Source organism: Chryseobacterium taiwanense (assembly GCF_000813825.1).
Taxonomy (GTDB): domain Bacteria; phylum Bacteroidota; class Bacteroidia; order Flavobacteriales; family Weeksellaceae; genus Chryseobacterium; species Chryseobacterium taiwanense.
This window is the reverse complement of the sequence record NZ_JWTA01000006.1, coordinates 38,380-56,109: the sequence shown is the minus strand read 5'-3', so window position 1 is coordinate 56,109 and position 17,730 is coordinate 38,380. Positions and strand designations below refer to the sequence as shown.

The 17,730-nt window shown below is 31.7% G+C and carries 17 protein-coding genes and 1 tRNA gene; 15 read left to right on the top strand and 3 right to left on the bottom strand.

The window, feature by feature from the left end; translation table 11 throughout:
* Nucleotides 1-7: 7 nt before the first annotated feature.
* The 5 genes from RM51_RS09160 (at nt 8) to RM51_RS09140 (ending at nt 4,407) form a co-directional block, all read left to right on the top strand.
* The gene (locus RM51_RS09160; RefSeq protein WP_039368000.1) at nt 8-931 is read left to right on the top strand and encodes a homoserine kinase; all 924 of its coding nucleotides are present in this window, start codon (nt 8-10) and stop codon (nt 929-931) included.
* A 187-nt stretch (nt 932-1,118) separates the two neighbouring features.
* The gene (gene thrC, locus RM51_RS09155; RefSeq protein ID WP_039367996.1) at nt 1,119-2,423 is read left to right on the top strand and encodes a threonine synthase; all 1,305 of its coding nucleotides are present in this window, start codon (nt 1,119-1,121) and stop codon (nt 2,421-2,423) included.
* Nucleotides 2,424-2,428: 5 nt separating this feature from the next.
* Nucleotides 2,429-2,797, top strand: coding sequence for a dihydroneopterin aldolase (gene folB, locus RM51_RS09150; RefSeq protein WP_039367994.1), 369 nt, complete (start codon nt 2,429-2,431; stop codon nt 2,795-2,797).
* Between the two features lie 28 nt (nt 2,798-2,825).
* Nucleotides 2,826-4,196: a DUF4403 family protein gene (locus RM51_RS09145; protein WP_228375795.1), complete on the top strand. Its 1,371-nt coding sequence runs from the start codon at nt 2,826-2,828 to the stop codon at nt 4,194-4,196.
* Between the two features lie 140 nt (nt 4,197-4,336).
* Nucleotides 4,337-4,407, top strand: a tRNA-Cys gene (locus tag RM51_RS09140).
* A 248-nt stretch (nt 4,408-4,655) separates the two neighbouring features.
* On the opposite strand, the gene RM51_RS09135 is transcribed toward RM51_RS09140, so the two are convergent.
* A complete protein-coding gene (locus RM51_RS09135; protein WP_039367992.1) occupies nt 4,656-5,054 on the bottom strand; it encodes a hypothetical protein in 399 nt (132 codons plus the stop codon).
* A 298-nt stretch (nt 5,055-5,352) separates the two neighbouring features.
* Here RM51_RS09135 and RM51_RS19105 point away from each other — a divergent pair, with 298 nt between their 5' ends.
* Together RM51_RS19105 and RM51_RS09125 are read left to right on the top strand one after the other, a co-directional pair.
* Nucleotides 5,353-5,709: a hypothetical protein gene (locus RM51_RS19105; protein ID WP_052248452.1), complete on the top strand. Its 357-nt coding sequence runs from the start codon at nt 5,353-5,355 to the stop codon at nt 5,707-5,709.
* Between the two features lie 20 nt (nt 5,710-5,729).
* Complete coding sequence (locus RM51_RS09125) at nt 5,730-6,146, top strand: putative phage abortive infection protein (protein ID WP_039367989.1); 417 nt, start codon at nt 5,730-5,732, stop codon at nt 6,144-6,146.
* Nucleotides 6,147-6,324: 178 nt separating this feature from the next.
* On the opposite strand, the gene RM51_RS09120 is transcribed toward RM51_RS09125, so the two are convergent.
* The gene (locus RM51_RS09120) at nt 6,325-6,558 is read right to left on the bottom strand and encodes a hypothetical protein (protein WP_039367987.1); all 234 of its coding nucleotides are present in this window, start codon (nt 6,556-6,558) and stop codon (nt 6,325-6,327) included.
* A 482-nt stretch (nt 6,559-7,040) separates the two neighbouring features.
* On the opposite strand from RM51_RS09120, the gene RM51_RS09115 reads away from it, so the two are divergent.
* From RM51_RS09115 to RM51_RS09080, 8 genes are all read left to right on the top strand, one after another.
* Nucleotides 7,041-7,577, top strand: coding sequence for a YMGG-like glycine zipper-containing protein (locus RM51_RS09115; RefSeq protein WP_039367985.1), 537 nt, complete (start codon nt 7,041-7,043; stop codon nt 7,575-7,577).
* Nucleotides 7,578-7,630: 53 nt separating this feature from the next.
* Entirely contained in the window at nt 7,631-9,271 is a 1,641-nt protein-coding gene (locus tag RM51_RS09110) for an LIC_10190 family membrane protein (protein ID WP_039367981.1), read from the top strand.
* A 44-nt stretch (nt 9,272-9,315) separates the two neighbouring features.
* On the top strand, nt 9,316-10,386 hold the full coding sequence (gene aroC, locus RM51_RS09105) for a chorismate synthase (RefSeq protein ID WP_039367978.1): 1,071 nt from the start codon (nt 9,316-9,318) through the stop codon (nt 10,384-10,386).
* A 14-nt stretch (nt 10,387-10,400) separates the two neighbouring features.
* Nucleotides 10,401-10,964 (top strand): thioredoxin family protein, encoded by a 564-nt coding sequence (locus RM51_RS09100; protein ID WP_039367975.1) that lies wholly within the window; start codon nt 10,401-10,403, stop codon nt 10,962-10,964.
* A 179-nt stretch (nt 10,965-11,143) separates the two neighbouring features.
* On the top strand, nt 11,144-11,683 hold the full coding sequence (locus RM51_RS09095) for a TlpA family protein disulfide reductase (RefSeq protein WP_039367972.1): 540 nt from the start codon (nt 11,144-11,146) through the stop codon (nt 11,681-11,683).
* Between the two features lie 80 nt (nt 11,684-11,763).
* Nucleotides 11,764-12,111, top strand: a complete 348-nt coding sequence (locus RM51_RS09090) for a YkvA family protein (protein ID WP_039367969.1) — start codon at nt 11,764-11,766, stop codon at nt 12,109-12,111.
* Between the two features lie 272 nt (nt 12,112-12,383).
* Nucleotides 12,384-13,742: an orotidine-5'-phosphate decarboxylase gene (gene pyrF / locus RM51_RS09085; RefSeq protein ID WP_039367966.1), complete on the top strand. Its 1,359-nt coding sequence runs from the start codon at nt 12,384-12,386 to the stop codon at nt 13,740-13,742.
* 156 nt (nt 13,743-13,898) lie between these two features.
* Nucleotides 13,899-16,715, top strand: a complete 2,817-nt coding sequence (locus RM51_RS09080; RefSeq protein ID WP_039367963.1) for a gluzincin family metallopeptidase — start codon at nt 13,899-13,901, stop codon at nt 16,713-16,715.
* A gap of 102 nt (nt 16,716-16,817) precedes the next feature.
* On the opposite strand, the gene RM51_RS09075 is transcribed toward RM51_RS09080, so the two are convergent.
* Entirely contained in the window at nt 16,818-17,669 is an 852-nt protein-coding gene (locus RM51_RS09075; RefSeq protein ID WP_039367960.1) for a lamin tail domain-containing protein, read from the bottom strand.
* Between the last annotated feature and the right edge of the window lie 61 nt (nt 17,670-17,730).

The window sequence follows — 17,730 nt, the reverse complement described above, 5'->3', positions numbered from 1 at the left end:
TTTAATTATGAAAAAAGTAAAATTACAAGTTCCCGCAACGGTTGCCAATTTGGTTTGCGGATTCGATATTTTGGGAATGGCAATCCATGAACCGTTTGATGAAATGGAATTAAAATTATTGGAAACTCCCGAAATTATTATCAAACACAAAGACCATTTCGGATTGTCGGAAGAGCCTTCAAAAAATGTTACAGGAGTTGTTTTATTAAAAATTCAGGAGCATTTAAATTTGAAAAATGGTTTTGAAGTTATCATCAATAAAAAAATAAAACCTGGAAGTGGATTGGGTTCGAGCGCAGCAAGTGCGACCGGAGCTGCTGTTGGAGCAAACGAATTATTAGGAAATATTTTCACCAAAGAAGAACTTGTTCATTTTGCCATGTTTGGGGAAGAACTGGCTTCTGGTGTGAAACATGCGGATAATATTGCTCCATGTATTTTCGGTGGAATAACTTTAGTTAAATCCTCAAATCCAGTTGATATCATTCCGTTGAATTCTCCAGATTTATTTGTTACCGCCGTTCATCCACAAGTGGAAGTAAAAACTTCCGATGCAAGACAGATTTTGAAGAAAAATATTCTTTTGAAAGATGCGATTGAACAATGGGGAAATATTGCAGGTTTGGTTGCCGGAATTCAAAAAAATGATTTTGGGTTGATTGGCAGAAGTCTGAATGATGTTATTGTAGAGCCTGTAAGAAGTATTTTAATTCCGAAGTTTAATGAAATCAAAGAAAAAAGTTTGGAATTGGGAGCTTTGGGTGGGGGAATTTCAGGTTCTGGCCCATCAATTTTTATGCTTTCAGAAAAAGAAGAAACTTCGCAAAAAATTGCAAAAATGATGAAATCTGTTTATGAAAAAATTGAGATTGAGAGTTTTGTCTATGTTTCAAAAATAAATCCGTCGGGAATTAAAATTATTGAAGATTAATGCTATACTTAATTTATTTAAACATTAAGAAGTTTAGAAATTTACAAACTTGAAAAGAGTTTTTAAGGAATTTGACTTCGTCAAATAATAAGCATTCCGCTAAAAAAACATCAAAGATGTTTTCCTTAATCAATCTTAAAACCTTATAAAATCTTAATGTTAAAAATTATTCACAAAATATAAACTAATGAAGTATTACAATTTAAAAGAAAAAAAAGAAGTCGTTGATTTTAAAACAGCCACCATAAAAGGACAGGGAAGAGAGAAAGGTTTATTTTTCCCTGAACTTATTCCGCAATTTGATAAAGATTTTATTGAAAATTTACATCAATATTCTGATGAAGAAATTGCTTTTCGATGTATGAAAGATTTTGTCGGAGATGAAATTCCGTATGATGTTTTAAAGCAAATCGTCTCAGAAACCATCAACTTTGAAATTCCTTTGAAAAAAATTAATGAAAACATTTATTCCTTAGAGCTTTTTCATGGACCGACATTGGCTTTTAAAGATGTTGGAGCAAGATTTATGAGCCGATGCCTCTCCTACTTTCTGAAAGATGAAAATAAAAAAGTAACGGTTTTAGTGGCCACTTCCGGAGATACTGGAGGTGCTGTTGCCAATGGATTTTATAAAACAGAAAATATTAATGTTGTTATTCTTTATCCTAAAAATCGCGTGAGTGCAGTTCAGGAAAAGCAATTGACAGCTTTGGGTGAAAATATTTCAGCGTTGGAAGTTGACGGAAGTTTTGATGATTGTCAAAATCTGGTAAAACAGGTTTTTTCTGATGACGAAATAAACTCAAATTTATTCTTGACTTCAGCGAATTCTATAAATATAGCGAGATGGCTTCCTCAGCAGATTTATTACTTATTAGCTTTAAAACAATGGCAAAAATTGGAAACAGGAAATCCTGTCATTTGTGTTCCCAGTGGAAATTTCGGAAATATTTGTGCGGGAATTTTAGCACATTTCAGAGGACTTCCTGTTGAACATTTTATTGCAGCCTGTAATAAAAATGATATTGTTCCCAATTATTTAAAAACACAGAAATTAGAATCAAAAGAAACAGTTGCCACTCTTTCCAATGCGATGGATGTAGGAAATCCAAGTAATTTTGTGAGAATTTTAGAGCTTTTTGAAAACCATTTCGAGGATTTAAAAAGTAAAATTTCAGGATATTCTATTGATGATGAGGAAACTTTACAGACCATTCAAGATGTATATGAAAACTATCATTATTTACTTGAGCCTCACAGTGCAGTCTCCTACAAAGCAATGGAACGGTATTTGAAAGAAAATCCGGAGAAAAAAGGTTTTATTCTAGGAACAGCTCATCCAGTAAAATTTCCTGATGCAGTGGAAAAGGCAATACATCTTACAGTCGATCTTCCTGAGTCTTTAGAAAATTTAATAAAAAAGGAGAAAAAAAGTACCGAAATACAACCGGATTTTGTAGAATTAAAACGATTTTTGCTTAATAAAAATTAGAAAATATGAGTAAAATATATCTTGAAGATGTAAAAATATATGCATATCACGGAGTCCTTCCTGAAGAAAATATTATTGGAACGTATTACATTCTGAATGTAGAGCTTCACACCGATTTGTGGAAAGCTGCAGAATCTGATGATTTGAACGACACGATCAGCTATGCAGATATTAACCAAATTCTTCATGACGAAATGAAAATTAAATCCAAATTACTGGAACATGTTGCCGGAAGAATCATTACTAAGATCAATAAAAAATTCTCTCAGATAGATTATATTAAATTAAAAATCACCAAAACAGCACCTCCAATGCAGGGCGAAATGAAAGGAGCGAGTATTGAATTGGAAAAAAGCTTTAAACCAATAAGTTAATTTATTCCTTAATTTCGTTTTATAAAAAATGGCACCTGTGAAGTGTATTAAAATATTTTTTCTGATTAGTTTCATCAATATATTTGGGCAAACCAATATTGAAAATCAGACTGCTTACAATTTTCCGAAGATAAAATCGAATATTACAATGCCGGTAACGATTCCTCTTTCGGAAATCAGCAATATGATCAATGCCTCTGTAAAAGAACTTATTTATCAGGACGATTCTTATACAGATAACAACAATGATCAGTTTAAAGTAAAGGTATGGAAAACCAGACCTATCAGATTAGTAGGAGGAACCAGCCAAAATCTTTTAATTGAAGTTCCCTTGAAAATTTGGGCAGAAAAAGGCATTGGAACATTAGGGATTTACACGTATCAAAATACAACTTTTGAAACAGTGATGTACTTTAATACAACCTTAAATTTTCAAAATAACTGGACAATCGCCACGAGTACAAAGCCTAATGGTTTCAAATGGGTAACAAAACCTGTTTTAGATTACGGCAGAATTCAGATTCCTATTACATCTTTGGTGGAAAAAAGTTTGGTTGAGCAACAACAAAAATTCTGCAAAACCATAGATCAACAGATGGCTACACAACTTAATTTTCAGCAATACGCAGTGATGGCTTGGAATGTTTTTTCGAATCCTTTCAATATTTCTGAAGAATACAATACTTGGTTGAAAGTCTCTCCTATTGCAGTAAATATTACTCCTTTGAAATTCTACGCTAATCAGATTAACACCAATATTGGTATTGATATTTATTCTGAAACTTTTACAGGAACTAAGCCAGAAGCTTCACTTCCTATAAAAACAGCTTCAAATTTCAACTTCTCTCCCAATCTATCCGATAATTTTTTGCTGCAGACCACAGCTAATATTCCTTATACAGAAGCCAGCAATATTGCAAGAAAAACCTTCTTGAATAAAGAATTTGATGTAAGAGATTCAAAAGTAAAAATTACTGATATCAGAGTATATGGAGTGGATGATAAAATTATGATTGAGGCTCAGACGGATGGATATATAAAAGGGACATGCATTATTTCCGGAATTCCGGTGTATGATGAAACAAAAAGGAAAATTGTACTTTCAAACACCAAATTCAAACTTAAAACTTCTAATATCATACACAAAACAGCTTCTGTTCTATTTCAGGGAAAAATTGTAAAAATGATTGAAGAAGAATATGGTATTCCTACAGAAGACCTTGAAAACAGTTCGAAAAAAAGTATCGAAGAGGCTTTCAATAAAGAATATTATAAAGGATTAAAAATGTATGGAAAGGTTTTTAATCTGAAACCTACTAAAATACTCCTTACATCATCTGCTATTACTGCAGTTATTGATACAAATGCCTCTTTAAAACTTACACTTGGAGGAATTTGATCTTTTACTTAGTAAAAACAAATATATTTTTTTAAATTTATAGAACTGATAGACAATACAAAAAGACTGTTAAGTATAGAAATATAGCATAAAGTTTTTGTTGAGTAAGAAATTTTACTATATTTGCACACGTAAAAAATGGTGCTTTGGCCGAGCGGCTAGGCAGTGGTCTGCAACACCATCTACAGCGGTTCGAATCCGCTAGGCACCTCACTACAAAACCCTATTCTATTGACTATAAATAGTTTAGGGTTTTTTCTTTTCAAACCTTCACGATATTTTCACGATAAATAAAAATTTTGTTTTTTTTTCGATACTATTTATTATGAAACAACAAAGTCTGGCACGTACTTTAGTGCCTTCAGAATTTTAATCAATAAGTATGATAATTGTGAAATTCTTTAAAGGAGAAAATAAACCTTATTTCTTAATGGAAATAAAAGTTTATGAAGAGATAAATTAACTCGTTATTCTCAGTTCTCCTTCATAAGTAGTATGATTTACATTTAGTTCTATATCATGATTAGGTTTTACATCTTTAGATCCACTTATTTTAGTTAATTCACCATTTAGCTTTAAATACAATGATGGTTTCGGGTTTTCTATTCCATGTACTTTAAAAGGCACTGTCAGCCTATAATGACCATCAGATAGTCGCATCCAATCGGAGTGTTTAATTTTAAAGATATAATTAGTTCTGTTATAATTTGGCAATAATGCAGCTAAGAGAGGAAAAATCACAACCATTGGTAATGCTACATAATCCAAAGTTTTGCTATTAAACCATTGGTAGAGAGCATACCCACCACAGACAATTGCAATTAATATACAAGATATTTTAATTATTTTATTTCTCATGAGTATTAGTATTGATGTTCAAATTTAACAAAAATCCCGATCCGTAAACCGGGATAAAACTAATAACCATGAAAACTCAAATTAAATATGAGAATTGAGTACAAAGTTAGATAATAATGCATTTTTTAGCAATCGGACATATCAATGAGTTGTAATGTAAATTTCATTTATATTTTACTGTATTTCCATAATACATCTAATACAAAAGATATTTAAAGTCACAAAGGGGTTTTACGGAAACATAATGAGTTGACTAAATAATCTTTTGTATATTCGGCTGAACTAAACCATTTTAAATATGAGTAATCAAAAAGAAGAAAGTGATAAAATTCTTCGTTATGCTGCATATGCCATTGCATTTATAATAATTGTATTATTGGGAACATATATGCTTTTGAACGATGATATTACAAACAGAGGCACTTTCGGTGATATGTTTGGATTTGCAAACTCTTTATTTACAGGATTATCTTTTGTAGGATTACTCGTTACTATTATTTTACAGAGACAAGATATTAAAGGTCAAAAAGAAGAGTTAGAAAGACAAAATACAGCCATCCAAGTTCAGGGCTTTGAAAATACATTTTTTCAGATGATGAACATACTTTTCAAAGTCATGGAAGAAGTATTTTTTATGATCAAGAAAGGAGATTAGAAGGTAGATCAGCTATTAGTATGATACATTTTTCCATAATAGGTGCAGCAAGAAAATACAGTGCAGAAAAAGAAAACAGAAGATTAGATCCTAAACAAAATTATTTTGATTTCACAGGAATAGAATGTAAACAAATATTAAAAAATAGATTTATAGCTAATAAAAATCAAATAGAATCATATTATAGAACAATATTTAATATTGTTGAAATGATAGAATTAAATCCATTCATAGATAAGAAAATTTACATCAATATACTAACATCACAATTATCCAGGATAGAGATTATGATGTTATATTACTATGGAATTCTTGAAGGAAATGAAAAAGAAAAAGACTTAATAGAGAGATATGCTATGCTAAAAGATATAGATAGAGAAAACATGATATTCCCTGAATTAATGAATTTATACGATTCTCAAGCGTTTGAAAATTAGCAAAATGTCTAAAATCAAAAGAAGAGAATACATTTAACTTATAGATAACGTGGAAGGGAACTTTTTGGTCGTCACAACCTAAAGAACAATTCTACATCTCCCATTTAATCTTACATTAAACATGGGTTTACTAGAGTAAATAGAAATCATTATCATTGTATTTTATACTTTTATAGCATTATGCTTTTCCATTAGGATAATGCATCTCTTTTTCCACTTCAATACCCTTCCCGTCGATACTTTTTTTCTTAATCTCCATATATTTTTTATAATGAGGGAAATCATAACCATAATACCAAAATCCTGATCGGCTACTATTTTTTCTAAGAAAAAGGTATAAGCAGATCATAACAGACATCACTAACACTAATAGGAAAATTAGTTTGAAGAATGAATAATCAAATAAGTCCATGGTAAGTTTTTTTTAGTTTATACAAATCTACAAAAATAAAAATTCTATAAAAAACTAAAAAAATAGATTTTTATAGTTTTTTTTTCAACTTTTACATAAAAAAAATGTAAAAAAATCACCAAAAACAGATTTATAATTATTTCAATACATTTTGATATAATACAACATTTTTTTCACCAAAAAGTTCTTTCACCAGAACAAAAACCTTTTATCAAAAGCACTTCCAGCATATTTTTTTACGATATAAAAAGACTTTTTTCATTTTTCATCAAGAAAAAGTGAAATAATCATAAAAAAAACATCCCAATTATTGACCAATACACTAACTAATGATTTAAAATTCCCTTTTTCATCATCGAAATTTTTAAAATATTTTTTTTCACATCGATTCAATTTTAACACTTGTTAACATATTTTTGGCTTTATAATTGAAATGTCCTCTACAACCATTGGCAAGATTTCGTCAATAAAAAATTTGAGTTATGAAAAAGATAGTGTTAGCAAGCTTTTTGTCAGTATTTTTAATGACGGCTTGTAAAAAAGATAACCAAGTAGCTGAAAAATCTTTGGAACAGCAAAAAATGGAATTCCAGATGAGACAGCTGGAAATTGAAAAGCAGAAATTAGCTATTGAGAAAGAAAAAATGGCTTATGAAGCTCAAAAACAAGCAGACAGCATTGTTGAAGCTAAAAAAGCAAAAGAAGCTACTTCAAGCAATTCAAAACCACAGGTAATAAGAGAAAAAACCATCTATAGAGAAAGTTCAGGTTCAAACGGAACGTATGCCAACAACGGAAGCAGTGCGGCTTCTCAGGGAACAACCCAGAAAAAAGGGATGAGTAAAGCCGCAAAAGGTACTATTATTGGTGCAGTAGGTGGCGCTGCAGCAGGTGCAATTATTGCTAAGAAAAACAGAGGACTTGGAGCCGTAATTGGTGGTGTTGTAGGAGGTGCAACCGGTTATACAATCGGTAGAGCCGGCGACAGAAAAGACGGAAGAGTCCAGCCTAGTAATTAATTATTTTTCACGATAACACTAAAAGATTGCTTATTTTTAAGCAATCTTTTTTTATGATTTCAATTTTACTTTCAACGATTTTAATTATTCCTACTTTAATCGGTTGGGGGAAAATTTCAGACTATTTTTTAAGTTCTTCATTAAAAGGAATTTCAGGAAAAATATTTTCCGGGATTTTAATAATCAGTTTGATTTGGACACTCCTTTCCTTTTTCATTCCATTGAATATTTATATAGAAATACCAACAATTCTAATAGGTTTTTTTTTCTTTTTGAAAGATAAATATTATCAGGAATTTTCCGCTTTTTCAAAAAAAGATTACATATTATTTCTTATTATTTCACTGATCATTTTATTCTGCGGCTCATTTTATCCGTACATGATAGACCATTTTGGATATTATGTTCCCACCATCAAATGGCTGACAGAATTTGGTCTAGTAAAAGGCATTTCAAACCTGAATCTTACACTTGGGCAAATGTCTATATGGCATATTTTTCAGGCTGGATTTTCAAATTTCTCCGATCCTTTTTTAAGAATAAATTCAATTGTATTAATCATTTACGCCCTATATATCATAGAAAGGAAAAGCTGGATACAATTATGTTTTCTCCCTATTTTATTATTATTTTCCCAATCTCCAAGTCCGGATTTACCGGTAATTATTTTTTCCTTGCTTATTTTAAACGAGATTTTACAGGAAAACAAAAACATTTCCTTCCTATTTATTTATTCCGTCTTTGTTTTTGCGATAAAGCCAACCATGATTTGGCTACCCATTGTAAGCTTTCTATATTCAGTTTTTATTATCAAATCAAGTTTTAAAAACTTAATTCCGGGAATTCTAGTTGTTGGTTTATTTTGCATTAAAAATATTTACACTTTTGGTTATCCTGTTTTTCCAGTTTCTATTGGCGATATTGGAGTAAGCTGGAAACCTAATCCGGAAGTTTTAAAAATTTCGTCACAAATTGCCATTCGGAAAACCTACGACATGCAATACACATATACGCAAATCCAGCAATTCTCATCGTGGGAGTATATAAAAAACTGGTTTTTCTTACATGGAATAAAATCTAAAATCAATATTCTGTTTGTTATAAGCTTATTCATTTTCATAATCTTCACATTCAGAAAAAAAGACAAAACCACTACTCTAATTTGTATTTCAATACTCCTTAAAAGTATTTTAGTCATTTTATTTTCAGCACAATACCGATTTTTTATCGATGTATTTTTTGTCATCTTTTTTGTGATGTTCATTACTTATTTCGATAAGAAAAAATCACTGATCGTATTTTCTGTTTTTAGTCTATTTTTCGTCGGATTCATATCTATTCCTCATCTCGTTAAAAAGCATTTTCAGAGCTTCTATCTCGGTAACTTTATGAAAGAAGCTAAAATGGAACAATTTTACAAACCTGCCGTTTATAAAACCATGGATTTCAATTCTTACAAAATCGGAAATCTAAATTTCAATGTTGCTAAGAAATATCCGCTTAATTATGAAACTCCTCTACCAGCGATTTCAGAAGGTTATGTTTTTGAACACATAAGAGCAGGAATCTTCCCTCAATTGATTGATAAGAATAATATGAAAAAAGGGGTTATCTGGAAAAAAATGAATCCGGAAGAAAAAAAAGAAGCCCAAAATGTGATTCATTCTATCAACAATCTGTATAAACAGAAGTAATCTATTGGCCTTTTTATCTGAAGAAAAAGCCGTAAATTTGTATCATGTTAAATACTTTAGGTAATCTTCTCAGTCTTACAACATTTGGAGAGAGTCATGGCTTGGCTTACGGTGGAATCATCAATAATTTTCCGGCAGGTTTAACGGTAGATTTCGATAAAGTTCAATATGAATTGGATCGAAGAAAACCGGGACAATCCGCAATCGTAACTCAAAGAAAAGAAAGTGACACGGTACAATTTCTTTCAGGAATTTTTGAAGGAAAAACAACAGGAACTCCCATTGGTTTTATTATCGAAAATGAAAATCAGAAATCAAAAGATTATGATCATATTGCGAACTCGTATCGCCCAAGTCATGCTGACTTCACATATGACCAAAAATATGGTTTAAGAGATTATCGCGGTGGAGGAAAATCATCGGCAAGAGAAACGATGAACTGGGTGGTTGCCGGAGCTTTAGCAAAACAACTTTTATCAAATATTGAGATCAACGCGTACGTTTCTTCCGTAGGTGAAATTTTCTGCGAAAAACCTTATCAGGCTTTGGATTTTTCTAAGACAGAAAGCAATGAAGTTCGTTGTCCCGATGCTGAAACAGCAGAAAGAATGATCGAAAGAATCAAAGAAATCAAAAAAGAAGGTAACACTATTGGTGGAACGATTACTTGTGTCATCAAAAATGTTCCTGTAGGAATTGGCGAACCTGTTTTCTCAAAACTTCAGGCTGAATTAGGCAAAGCGATGCTTAATATCAATGCTGCAAAAGGTTTTGAATACGGAAGTGGATTCTGTGGTGCAAAAATGACAGGAAAAGAACACAACGATCTTTTCAACGAAGATTTCACAACAAAATCTAATCTTTCCGGTGGAATTCAGGGTGGAATTTCAAATGGAATGGATATTTATTTCCGTGTAGCTTTCAAACCTATTGCCACCATTTTAAGACCTCAGGAAAGTGTCGATAAATATGGAAACCCTGCAATTGTAGAAGGAAAAGGACGTCACGATCCTTGTGTACTTCCAAGAGCAGTTCCTGTAGTAGAAAGTTTAGCTGCATTTGTATTAGCAGATTTATTTCTGATCAACAAAACAAGAAACATCAATAATTTTTAAATATAAATAGAGTAATGGAAAATTACTGGGCTCAAGGAATTTCTTTTGAAGAGTATGTTCGCATTGCAAAAGAAAGATTAGAAAATCCTTCCACTCAACAAGAAATTGATTATAAACAATATTACGAACTGGGACTTCAGAGAATGGACAGAACTTTAAAAAAGTACGTTCTAGATGAAGAACAATTAAAAGAACTGGCTTCGAAGAATTTTGACGGAAAGATTTTAATTATTTCCGAAGCTTGGTGTGGTGATGCAAGCTCAACCGTTCCTGCTTTGGTTACATTCTTTGAAGGTCATAATGAAGTAAAAATCTTTTTAAGAGATAGTGATAAAAGTTTAATCAATCAGTTTTTGACCAACGGAACTGAATCTATTCCTAAAGTTATTATCTTGGATAAAGATCTGAATGTAAAAAATTCTTGGGGACCACGTCCGAAATATGGCAAAGAATTGCTTATGAAACACAAAGCTGATCCTGAAGGCTATCCAAAAGATCAGTTTTATAACGATTTGCAGCTATATTATGCAAAGAACAGAGGAAAAGATGCTGTTCAGGAAATTTTAGATCTATTATAATTAAAGTTAACCTAAAATATTGCGTACAGTTTGTCATTCCGTAGGAATCTAAACTGAATTTATAATTTTATTACGTTAATTACTTTGTCGAGATTCCTACGGAATGACAACTAAGTGTTTAACTTTTTTACAACAATTATTTACCTTTAAGGTTTAAAATAATCTTATTAAAAGTAAGAATGAAAAAAAACATAATTTATCTTGTATTAATCGTCATCATTGGAGTTATAGCTTTCGTTCCGGGAGTGAAAGAAAAACTACAGGACACATTTTTTCCGATCGCTACCATTGAAAATGCCGTTCATGTAAGCGACGAAGATTATGATATTGATTTACAAGGAATCAATGTTCCGAGTACCAATCTAAAAGCTTTCAAAGACAAAGCGGTTTTTCTTAATTTTTGGGGAACATGGTGTCCTCCTTGTAGAAAAGAATGGCCTTCAATTCAAAAACTATATGATGCAAGAAAAGATAAAGTAGATTTTGTTTTAATTGCAATGAATGATCAGGAAGATGCTGTGAGAAAGTTTTTAAAAGAAAACAATTACAATGTTCCCGTTTATATCGCTCAAAGTCCTATTTCAGAAAAAATACTTCCTAAAGTTTTTCCTACCACTTATCTTTTGGATAAAAACGGAAGAATCATTATCAAGGAAGACGCTTCAAGAGACTGGAATTCAGAATCTGCCCATCAGTTTATAGACAGTATCGTCAAATAATTTTTAACTAAATTTTATATATATTTGGTACAGAGTTTGTGAAGTTTATACCATTAAAATTATTTCAAACTAAACACAAAATGAAGTATTCAAAATTAAGTCTGGCAAAAGAAGCCATCAACCACAAAGGGTTCATCAAAAAGATACCCGACATTTTCAGAATGATAAAAATGTGGCGAAAAGGAGCATACCCAATGAAGTCTATGGATATCATTCTTCCTTTATTAGGTATTCTGTATGTACTCTCACCCATCGACCTCCTTCCTGAAGTAGCAATACCTGTTTTAGGAGTAATAGATGACCTTGCAGTTTTATATCTGGTAATCCCTAAACTGATAAAAGAAGTCGATAAATTTTTGCTTTGGGAAGCTCAACAAAAATACAGCACCGGAGAGACAAAGATTATTGATGCAGAAATAATAGAATAAAATCAAACATTCCTTTTGGGAATGTTTTTTTGTTAATGAAATATGTCATTCTGAACGGAGTGAAGAATCCATTGATCATAAATTATGATTTCTCTTATCGTCGAAATGACAAACTTCTGAAAATTTCACTTAAAACACATCAATAATGTTTTAAAATACTCTAAAAGTTTGAAATCAAAATTCACTATTTGTTTTACTAGATAAAATTGATATTTGACTTTTTTCACATTTCGTTTTCAAATCCTTAAATTTGCACCATCTAATAAAAAATAATGGAAAGTAAAAAAGAATTCTTTTTGGAGTGCTACAAACTAGGTATCATTAAATTCGGAAGATTTACATTAAAAAGCGGTATTGAAAGTCCGTTTTATGTAGATTTAAGACCGCTGGCTTCTGATCCTAAAATTTTGAAAAGTCTGGCAAATTATTTATTGGAAATGCTTCCTTTGGATAATTTTGATTTGATTTGCGGAGTTCCTTACGCAGCACTTCCTATGGCTACAGCAATGTCTTTGGAAAGCTATATTCCGTTAATTATTAAAAGAAAAGAAGCGAAAAGCTACGGTACAAAAAAACTGATCGAAGGAATTTATCAGAAAGGTCAAAACTGTCTTTTGGTAGAAGACGTAATCACTTCAGGAAAATCTTTGATCGAAACTATTGCAGAAGTAGAACAGGAAGATCTTAAAGTTGCAGACATCGTTGTTGTTCTTGACAGAGAGCAAGGCGGAAAACAGCTTTTAGAAAGCAACGGATATAAAGTTCACACTCTTTTCAATATTTCAGAGGTTTGCGAAATTCTTCAGGAAAACGGAGAATTATCTGATGAGGAAGTAAAAAGAATTCAGGATTTCTTACAAGGAAACCATATTCAGTTTGAAGAGAAAACAAAATCTTCTTACGAACAAAAACTAAGCACTACACAACACTCTGTTTCTAAAAAATTATTAGAGACTGCGATCGCTAAACAATCGAATTTAATTGCTTCTGCTGACGTTACAACAACGCAGGAATTATTAGATCTTGCTGATAAAGTAGGTCCACATATCATCGCATTGAAAACTCACATCGATGTTATTTCTGATTTTGAATACGAAAAAACAATCACACCTTTAAAAGCATTAGCTTCAAAGCACAACTTCTTATTGATGGAAGACAGAAAGTTTGCTGATATTGGAAATACTCAGGAGCTTCAGTTTACAAGCGGAGTTTTCAAAATTACAGATTGGGCAGATTTTGTGACTTCACAGGTGATTGGTGGTTTTGAGTCTTTAGACTGTTTCAAAAATGTAGGTGTAGTAGCGATTATCGGAATGTCTTCTAAAGGAGCTTTAACAACAAGCAGCTACAGAGAAGAAGCTTTAAAAGTAGCATCATCACATCCTAATGTAATTGGAGGAGTTTCTCAAAATACGCTTCCTGAAGAACTACTATTATTCACTCCAGGTGTAAACCTTGCTGATTCTGGTGACGGAAAAGGACAGCAATACAATACTCCGGAACATGTATTCAAAACTCTTCATACCGATTTCATTATCGTAGGAAGAGGAATTTATAAAGCTGAAAATGCTGAGCAAGCTGCTATCACTTATAAAAATGAAGGCTGGAAAGCTTATTTGAATTCTTTGTAAAAAACAATTCAACATATTTTTTTTAAACCACAAAAGGGATAAAAGAACTTATTTAAGTCTATTCTCTCTTTTGTGGTTAATTTTTTATCAACTCCTTACTCAAATCTTTACGAAATCTATTCAAAATAAGTTATATTTGATACTTTATCAGGAATATTGAAAAGGATTAGTATTTGTCTTATTTTGTTTTTAGGTGTTGTAGAGATTTCTGCACAGAAAGACAGTATCTCTATTGAAGCAAAATTGTCTTCAGATAAGAAAACAATCACAGTGAATCAGGAACTGGTGTATTACAATCACTCAGAGAAAGACCTGAACACTATAAAATTATTGAACTGGATTTCTGCTTATCATAAAAGAGGAACTTCTTTAGCCTACAGAAAACTTGAAGACCGAAATACCGATCTTCATTTCGCTAAAGACGAGCAGCTGGGAAAGCTTTTAAGCTTACAGATTAAAAGTTCCGATCAGGAAATTCCCGTTCAAAATCTCTCTGATGAAAATCTTTTCCTGCCTTTGCCAAAAGCATTGAAGCCGGGAGAAAAAATAAAATTACAGATGCAATATCAGATGCAGCTTCCTGATAAAAAATTTACAGGATACGGTATATCTGATAATAATGTAGCTTTAAAATATTTCTTTATTGTTCCGGATCATTTCGATCCGGACAATATTTTTTCAAAAAAGTATCATGATATTGAAGAATCTGTCAGCTTCAATACGTTTTGGAAGATCAACCTTACTACTGATACAAAATATTATATCCAAAGTAATATCTCCCAATCTTCAAATGGAAATTTCGTTGGTGATTTAGATTCTGATCCCGAATTTATTCTTTCTAAAAAGGAACTTCCGGTTATCAAAATAAATTCTGACGACATTCATACAGAAATAAAATTCGGATATGTTCTAAGTCCACAAGAAAAAGAAAATCTGGAATTTTTCCTGCCTCTTCATTTAAGATTTATAAAAGAGAAGTCGGGATTTGTTCCTGAAACTATTTTTATTTCTGATAAATTCAGGAATAAGGAAGATTTTTTTGGGAATAATGACATCAATGTCTTGAAGTTCAATTTCCCACTTTTTACAGATGCTGAAAAAGTTGATTTAGATTATTTCGGAATCATTGCGAAGAAAATCCTTGATGAAAGTATTATTACTGATAAACAGGACAATCATTGGTTTAAAAATGGTTTAAAATCCTATTTAGAAATTCAATATCTGGATAAGTTTTATAAAGAAACCAAACTTTTAGGAACTCTTCCCGAAACAAAGATTTTTGGAGTGAAGCCTTTAAAATTATTTCATGCTTCGAAAGTTAAGCTAGTAGATCGATACGGTCTTGCTTATCAATATATCATGTCACAAAATCTTGATCAGAAAATTGATGAAAAATTTACTGTATTAAGCAATTTCAATGATATGGCAATCAGCAGTTTTGAAACAGGGAGCCTGTTCAATTTTTCTGCGGATAAAATGGGCTATGAAAATTTCAACAATCTGTTAAAAGATTTCATTGTAAAAAATACACACCAAAAAACCAATCCGAAAGATTTTTTAAAAGAGCTTTCAGAAAAAGATAAGAGAACAGAGTATCTGACAGATTTTCTGGAACAAAAAAACAGAGTCAATTTTAAATTAAAAAGATTACAAAAGGAAAATGATACCCTGAATATTAAAATTCATAAAAATACATTTTCTACTATTCCCGTAAAATTAAAAACAGTAGATCAAGAGAATAACAAACAAGAATATTGGGTAGATACCGAAGAAAACGAAAAAATAAAAACATTTTCAATTCCGGCTGCAGACATTTATAAAATCACATTAAATGATGACTATATCTTCCCGGAATCTAAATACAGGGATAATTACCTGTATGCCAAAGGATTTTTCTCTAACGCAAAAAAAATTAAATTCAAATTCATAAAAGATATTCCCAATCCGGAATTCAACGAAATTTATTTAAGTCCAAGAATTAGATTTAATAATACTTACGATAAATTTTTATTTGGGATCAATTTTAAAAATCAGTCATTCTTTGATCAAAAATTCCTGTATTCAGTTACTCCAATGTATAGTTCCGGAACCGGTAAAATGACAGGTTCAGGAGCAATTTCTTATTCTTTTTTACCTGCTGAAAGTATTATCCGCAGTCTGACTTTTGGAGTTTCTGGATCCTATTTTCACTATGATTACAATCTTGCTTATAGTAAGTTATCCGCTTTCTCCAATATTAATTTCAGAAAAAATCCGAGAAGTACGGTAGGAAGAAGCTTAGCTTTTTCATACAATTATTTTGAGAGAGATCTTAGCCCGGCAAGAATTGCAAACAAAGACTATGATAAATACAACCTTTGGAGTCTTGGGTATGGATACAGCGACAGTCAAATGATTCATGAGAAAAGCTTAAGCATCAGTACTCAGGGAATGGAAGATTTCAATAAAATAACCGCAGAAGGTTTTTACAGATGGGAATTTGCTCCTAAACAAAAACTGAGTTTACGATTATTTGCAGGATATTTTGTCAGAAATGATACCCGAAACAGCACGTTCAACTACGGAATTTCAAGGGTTTCGAATTATTCGTTTTCATACACCTTATTAGGAGAAAGCGCGAGTAGCGGAATTTTATCTCAACAATTTATTTTGGCAGATGGAGGTTTCAAATCTTTCTTGCCCGGAAGCGTAAACCAATGGATCACTTCTTTTAATGTAGATTCAAGTATCTGGAAAATTTTCCACGTATATGCAGATGCCGGATTTTATAAAAATAAAAACCGACCAACACAATTTATCTGGGACAGTGGAATCAAAGTAAGAGTCATTCCTGATTTTCTTGAAGTTTATTTCCCTATACAATCTTCACTTGGTTTCGAACCTTCATTTAAAGATTATGCGAGACGTATTCGATATACTTTGGTTCTGAATCTGGGATCTATTATTAATGCGGCGAGAAGAGGTTGGTATTAATTACTAACATCTAAGAATTCATTATCAACAAATCCTACTTATATAAGAAAAAGAAAAGAGCTGTCTTTCGACAGCTCTTTTCTTTATAATATTATTTTAAAATTAATCTTTCAAAATTTTCTGAGAAACAGCTTCATTGTTTACTGTACCTGTAACAATATAATTCCCTTTTGCCAAATCAGAAACATTTAAAGTTCCGTCAGCTTTTACAGATGCTGTTTTAATAACTTGTCCAAACATATTGAAAACTTTCACATCTTTTGCATTTGCTCCAAAAACAATTTCATTATTTTTTACAAAAGTGTTTTTCACAAAAAGAGATTTTTCTTTTCCAAAATCTGAAACAGCTAATGTTCCGCTAGTAGAATTTTGAGGAGTTGGAGTTCCTGCTGTAAAATCAGCTCCATTATTATTTGTATCTACTCCATTCGTTCTACTTATAGATGTTGTGTTCGACGGCGCAGGTGCAGCTGCTGTACCTTCAAACCAAACTGCTGTAGAACCATAACCAACAAAATCTATAATATTAGAATCTGTTGCAGAAGCAACGGGTGTATTATTAGATGTCAAAAAAATCTTTCCCGCAGTAGCAGACATATTAAGAACATTTGTTGTTGGGGCAAAATCTACTGTTGGTAAAGCCGCACCAACAGAAGTAGTAGTCGTCCCTTCACCTATCAAAAAGGTTTGTCCAGGATTTAATGTAATATTTGGTAAAGCTTGAATATTTGAAGCACCAACCGCACTTGTAGATGTCGCCGAAGAATATTGAAGATATGCACCGGTTAATGTAACTGATGACGTTCCTTTATTAATCAGTTCAACATAATCTTGATTAAGCACAATACCTGCACTTGTTCCTCCGCCTCCTCCATACACTTCGTTAATCACTATCTGTGCATTCATAGCAACAGACGCACAAACAATCCCTAAAACAGTAAATATTTTTCTCATAACTTATTTTTTTAATTTTTTATAATTTATAGAGCAAAATTACATCATTTTTTAAACCAAA

What these genes read in the sequence shown, in the direction of transcription:
- RM51_RS09160 (WP_039368000.1), top strand. Translation starts at nt 8, where the DNA reads ATGAAAAAAGTAAAATTACAAGTTCCCGCAACGGTTGCCAATTTGGTT.
- RM51_RS09095 (WP_039367972.1), top strand. Translation starts at nt 11,144, where the DNA reads ATGAAAAAAAACATAATTTATCTTGTATTAATCGTCATCATTGGAGTT.
- pyrF (WP_039367966.1), top strand. Translation starts at nt 12,384, where the DNA reads ATGGAAAGTAAAAAAGAATTCTTTTTGGAGTGCTACAAACTAGGTATC.
- RM51_RS09110 (WP_039367981.1), top strand. Translation starts at nt 7,631, where the DNA reads ATGATTTCAATTTTACTTTCAACGATTTTAATTATTCCTACTTTAATC.
- thrC (WP_039367996.1), top strand. Translation starts at nt 1,119, where the DNA reads ATGAAGTATTACAATTTAAAAGAAAAAAAAGAAGTCGTTGATTTTAAA.
- RM51_RS09075 (WP_039367960.1), bottom strand. Translation starts at nt 17,669, where the DNA reads ATGAGAAAAATATTTACTGTTTTAGGGATTGTTTGTGCGTCTGTTGCT.
- RM51_RS09100 (WP_039367975.1), top strand. Translation starts at nt 10,401, where the DNA reads ATGGAAAATTACTGGGCTCAAGGAATTTCTTTTGAAGAGTATGTTCGC.
- aroC (WP_039367978.1), top strand. Translation starts at nt 9,316, where the DNA reads ATGTTAAATACTTTAGGTAATCTTCTCAGTCTTACAACATTTGGAGAG.
- RM51_RS19105 (WP_052248452.1), top strand. Translation starts at nt 5,353, where the DNA reads ATGAGTAATCAAAAAGAAGAAAGTGATAAAATTCTTCGTTATGCTGCA.
- RM51_RS09135 (WP_039367992.1), bottom strand. Translation starts at nt 5,054, where the DNA reads ATGAGAAATAAAATAATTAAAATATCTTGTATATTAATTGCAATTGTC.
- RM51_RS09120 (WP_039367987.1), bottom strand. Translation starts at nt 6,558, where the DNA reads ATGGACTTATTTGATTATTCATTCTTCAAACTAATTTTCCTATTAGTG.
- RM51_RS09125 (WP_039367989.1), top strand. Translation starts at nt 5,730, where the DNA reads ATGATACATTTTTCCATAATAGGTGCAGCAAGAAAATACAGTGCAGAA.
- RM51_RS09115 (WP_039367985.1), top strand. Translation starts at nt 7,041, where the DNA reads ATGAAAAAGATAGTGTTAGCAAGCTTTTTGTCAGTATTTTTAATGACG.
- RM51_RS09090 (WP_039367969.1), top strand. Translation starts at nt 11,764, where the DNA reads ATGAAGTATTCAAAATTAAGTCTGGCAAAAGAAGCCATCAACCACAAA.
- folB (WP_039367994.1), top strand. Translation starts at nt 2,429, where the DNA reads ATGAGTAAAATATATCTTGAAGATGTAAAAATATATGCATATCACGGA.
- RM51_RS09145 (WP_228375795.1), top strand. Translation starts at nt 2,826, where the DNA reads ATGGCACCTGTGAAGTGTATTAAAATATTTTTTCTGATTAGTTTCATC.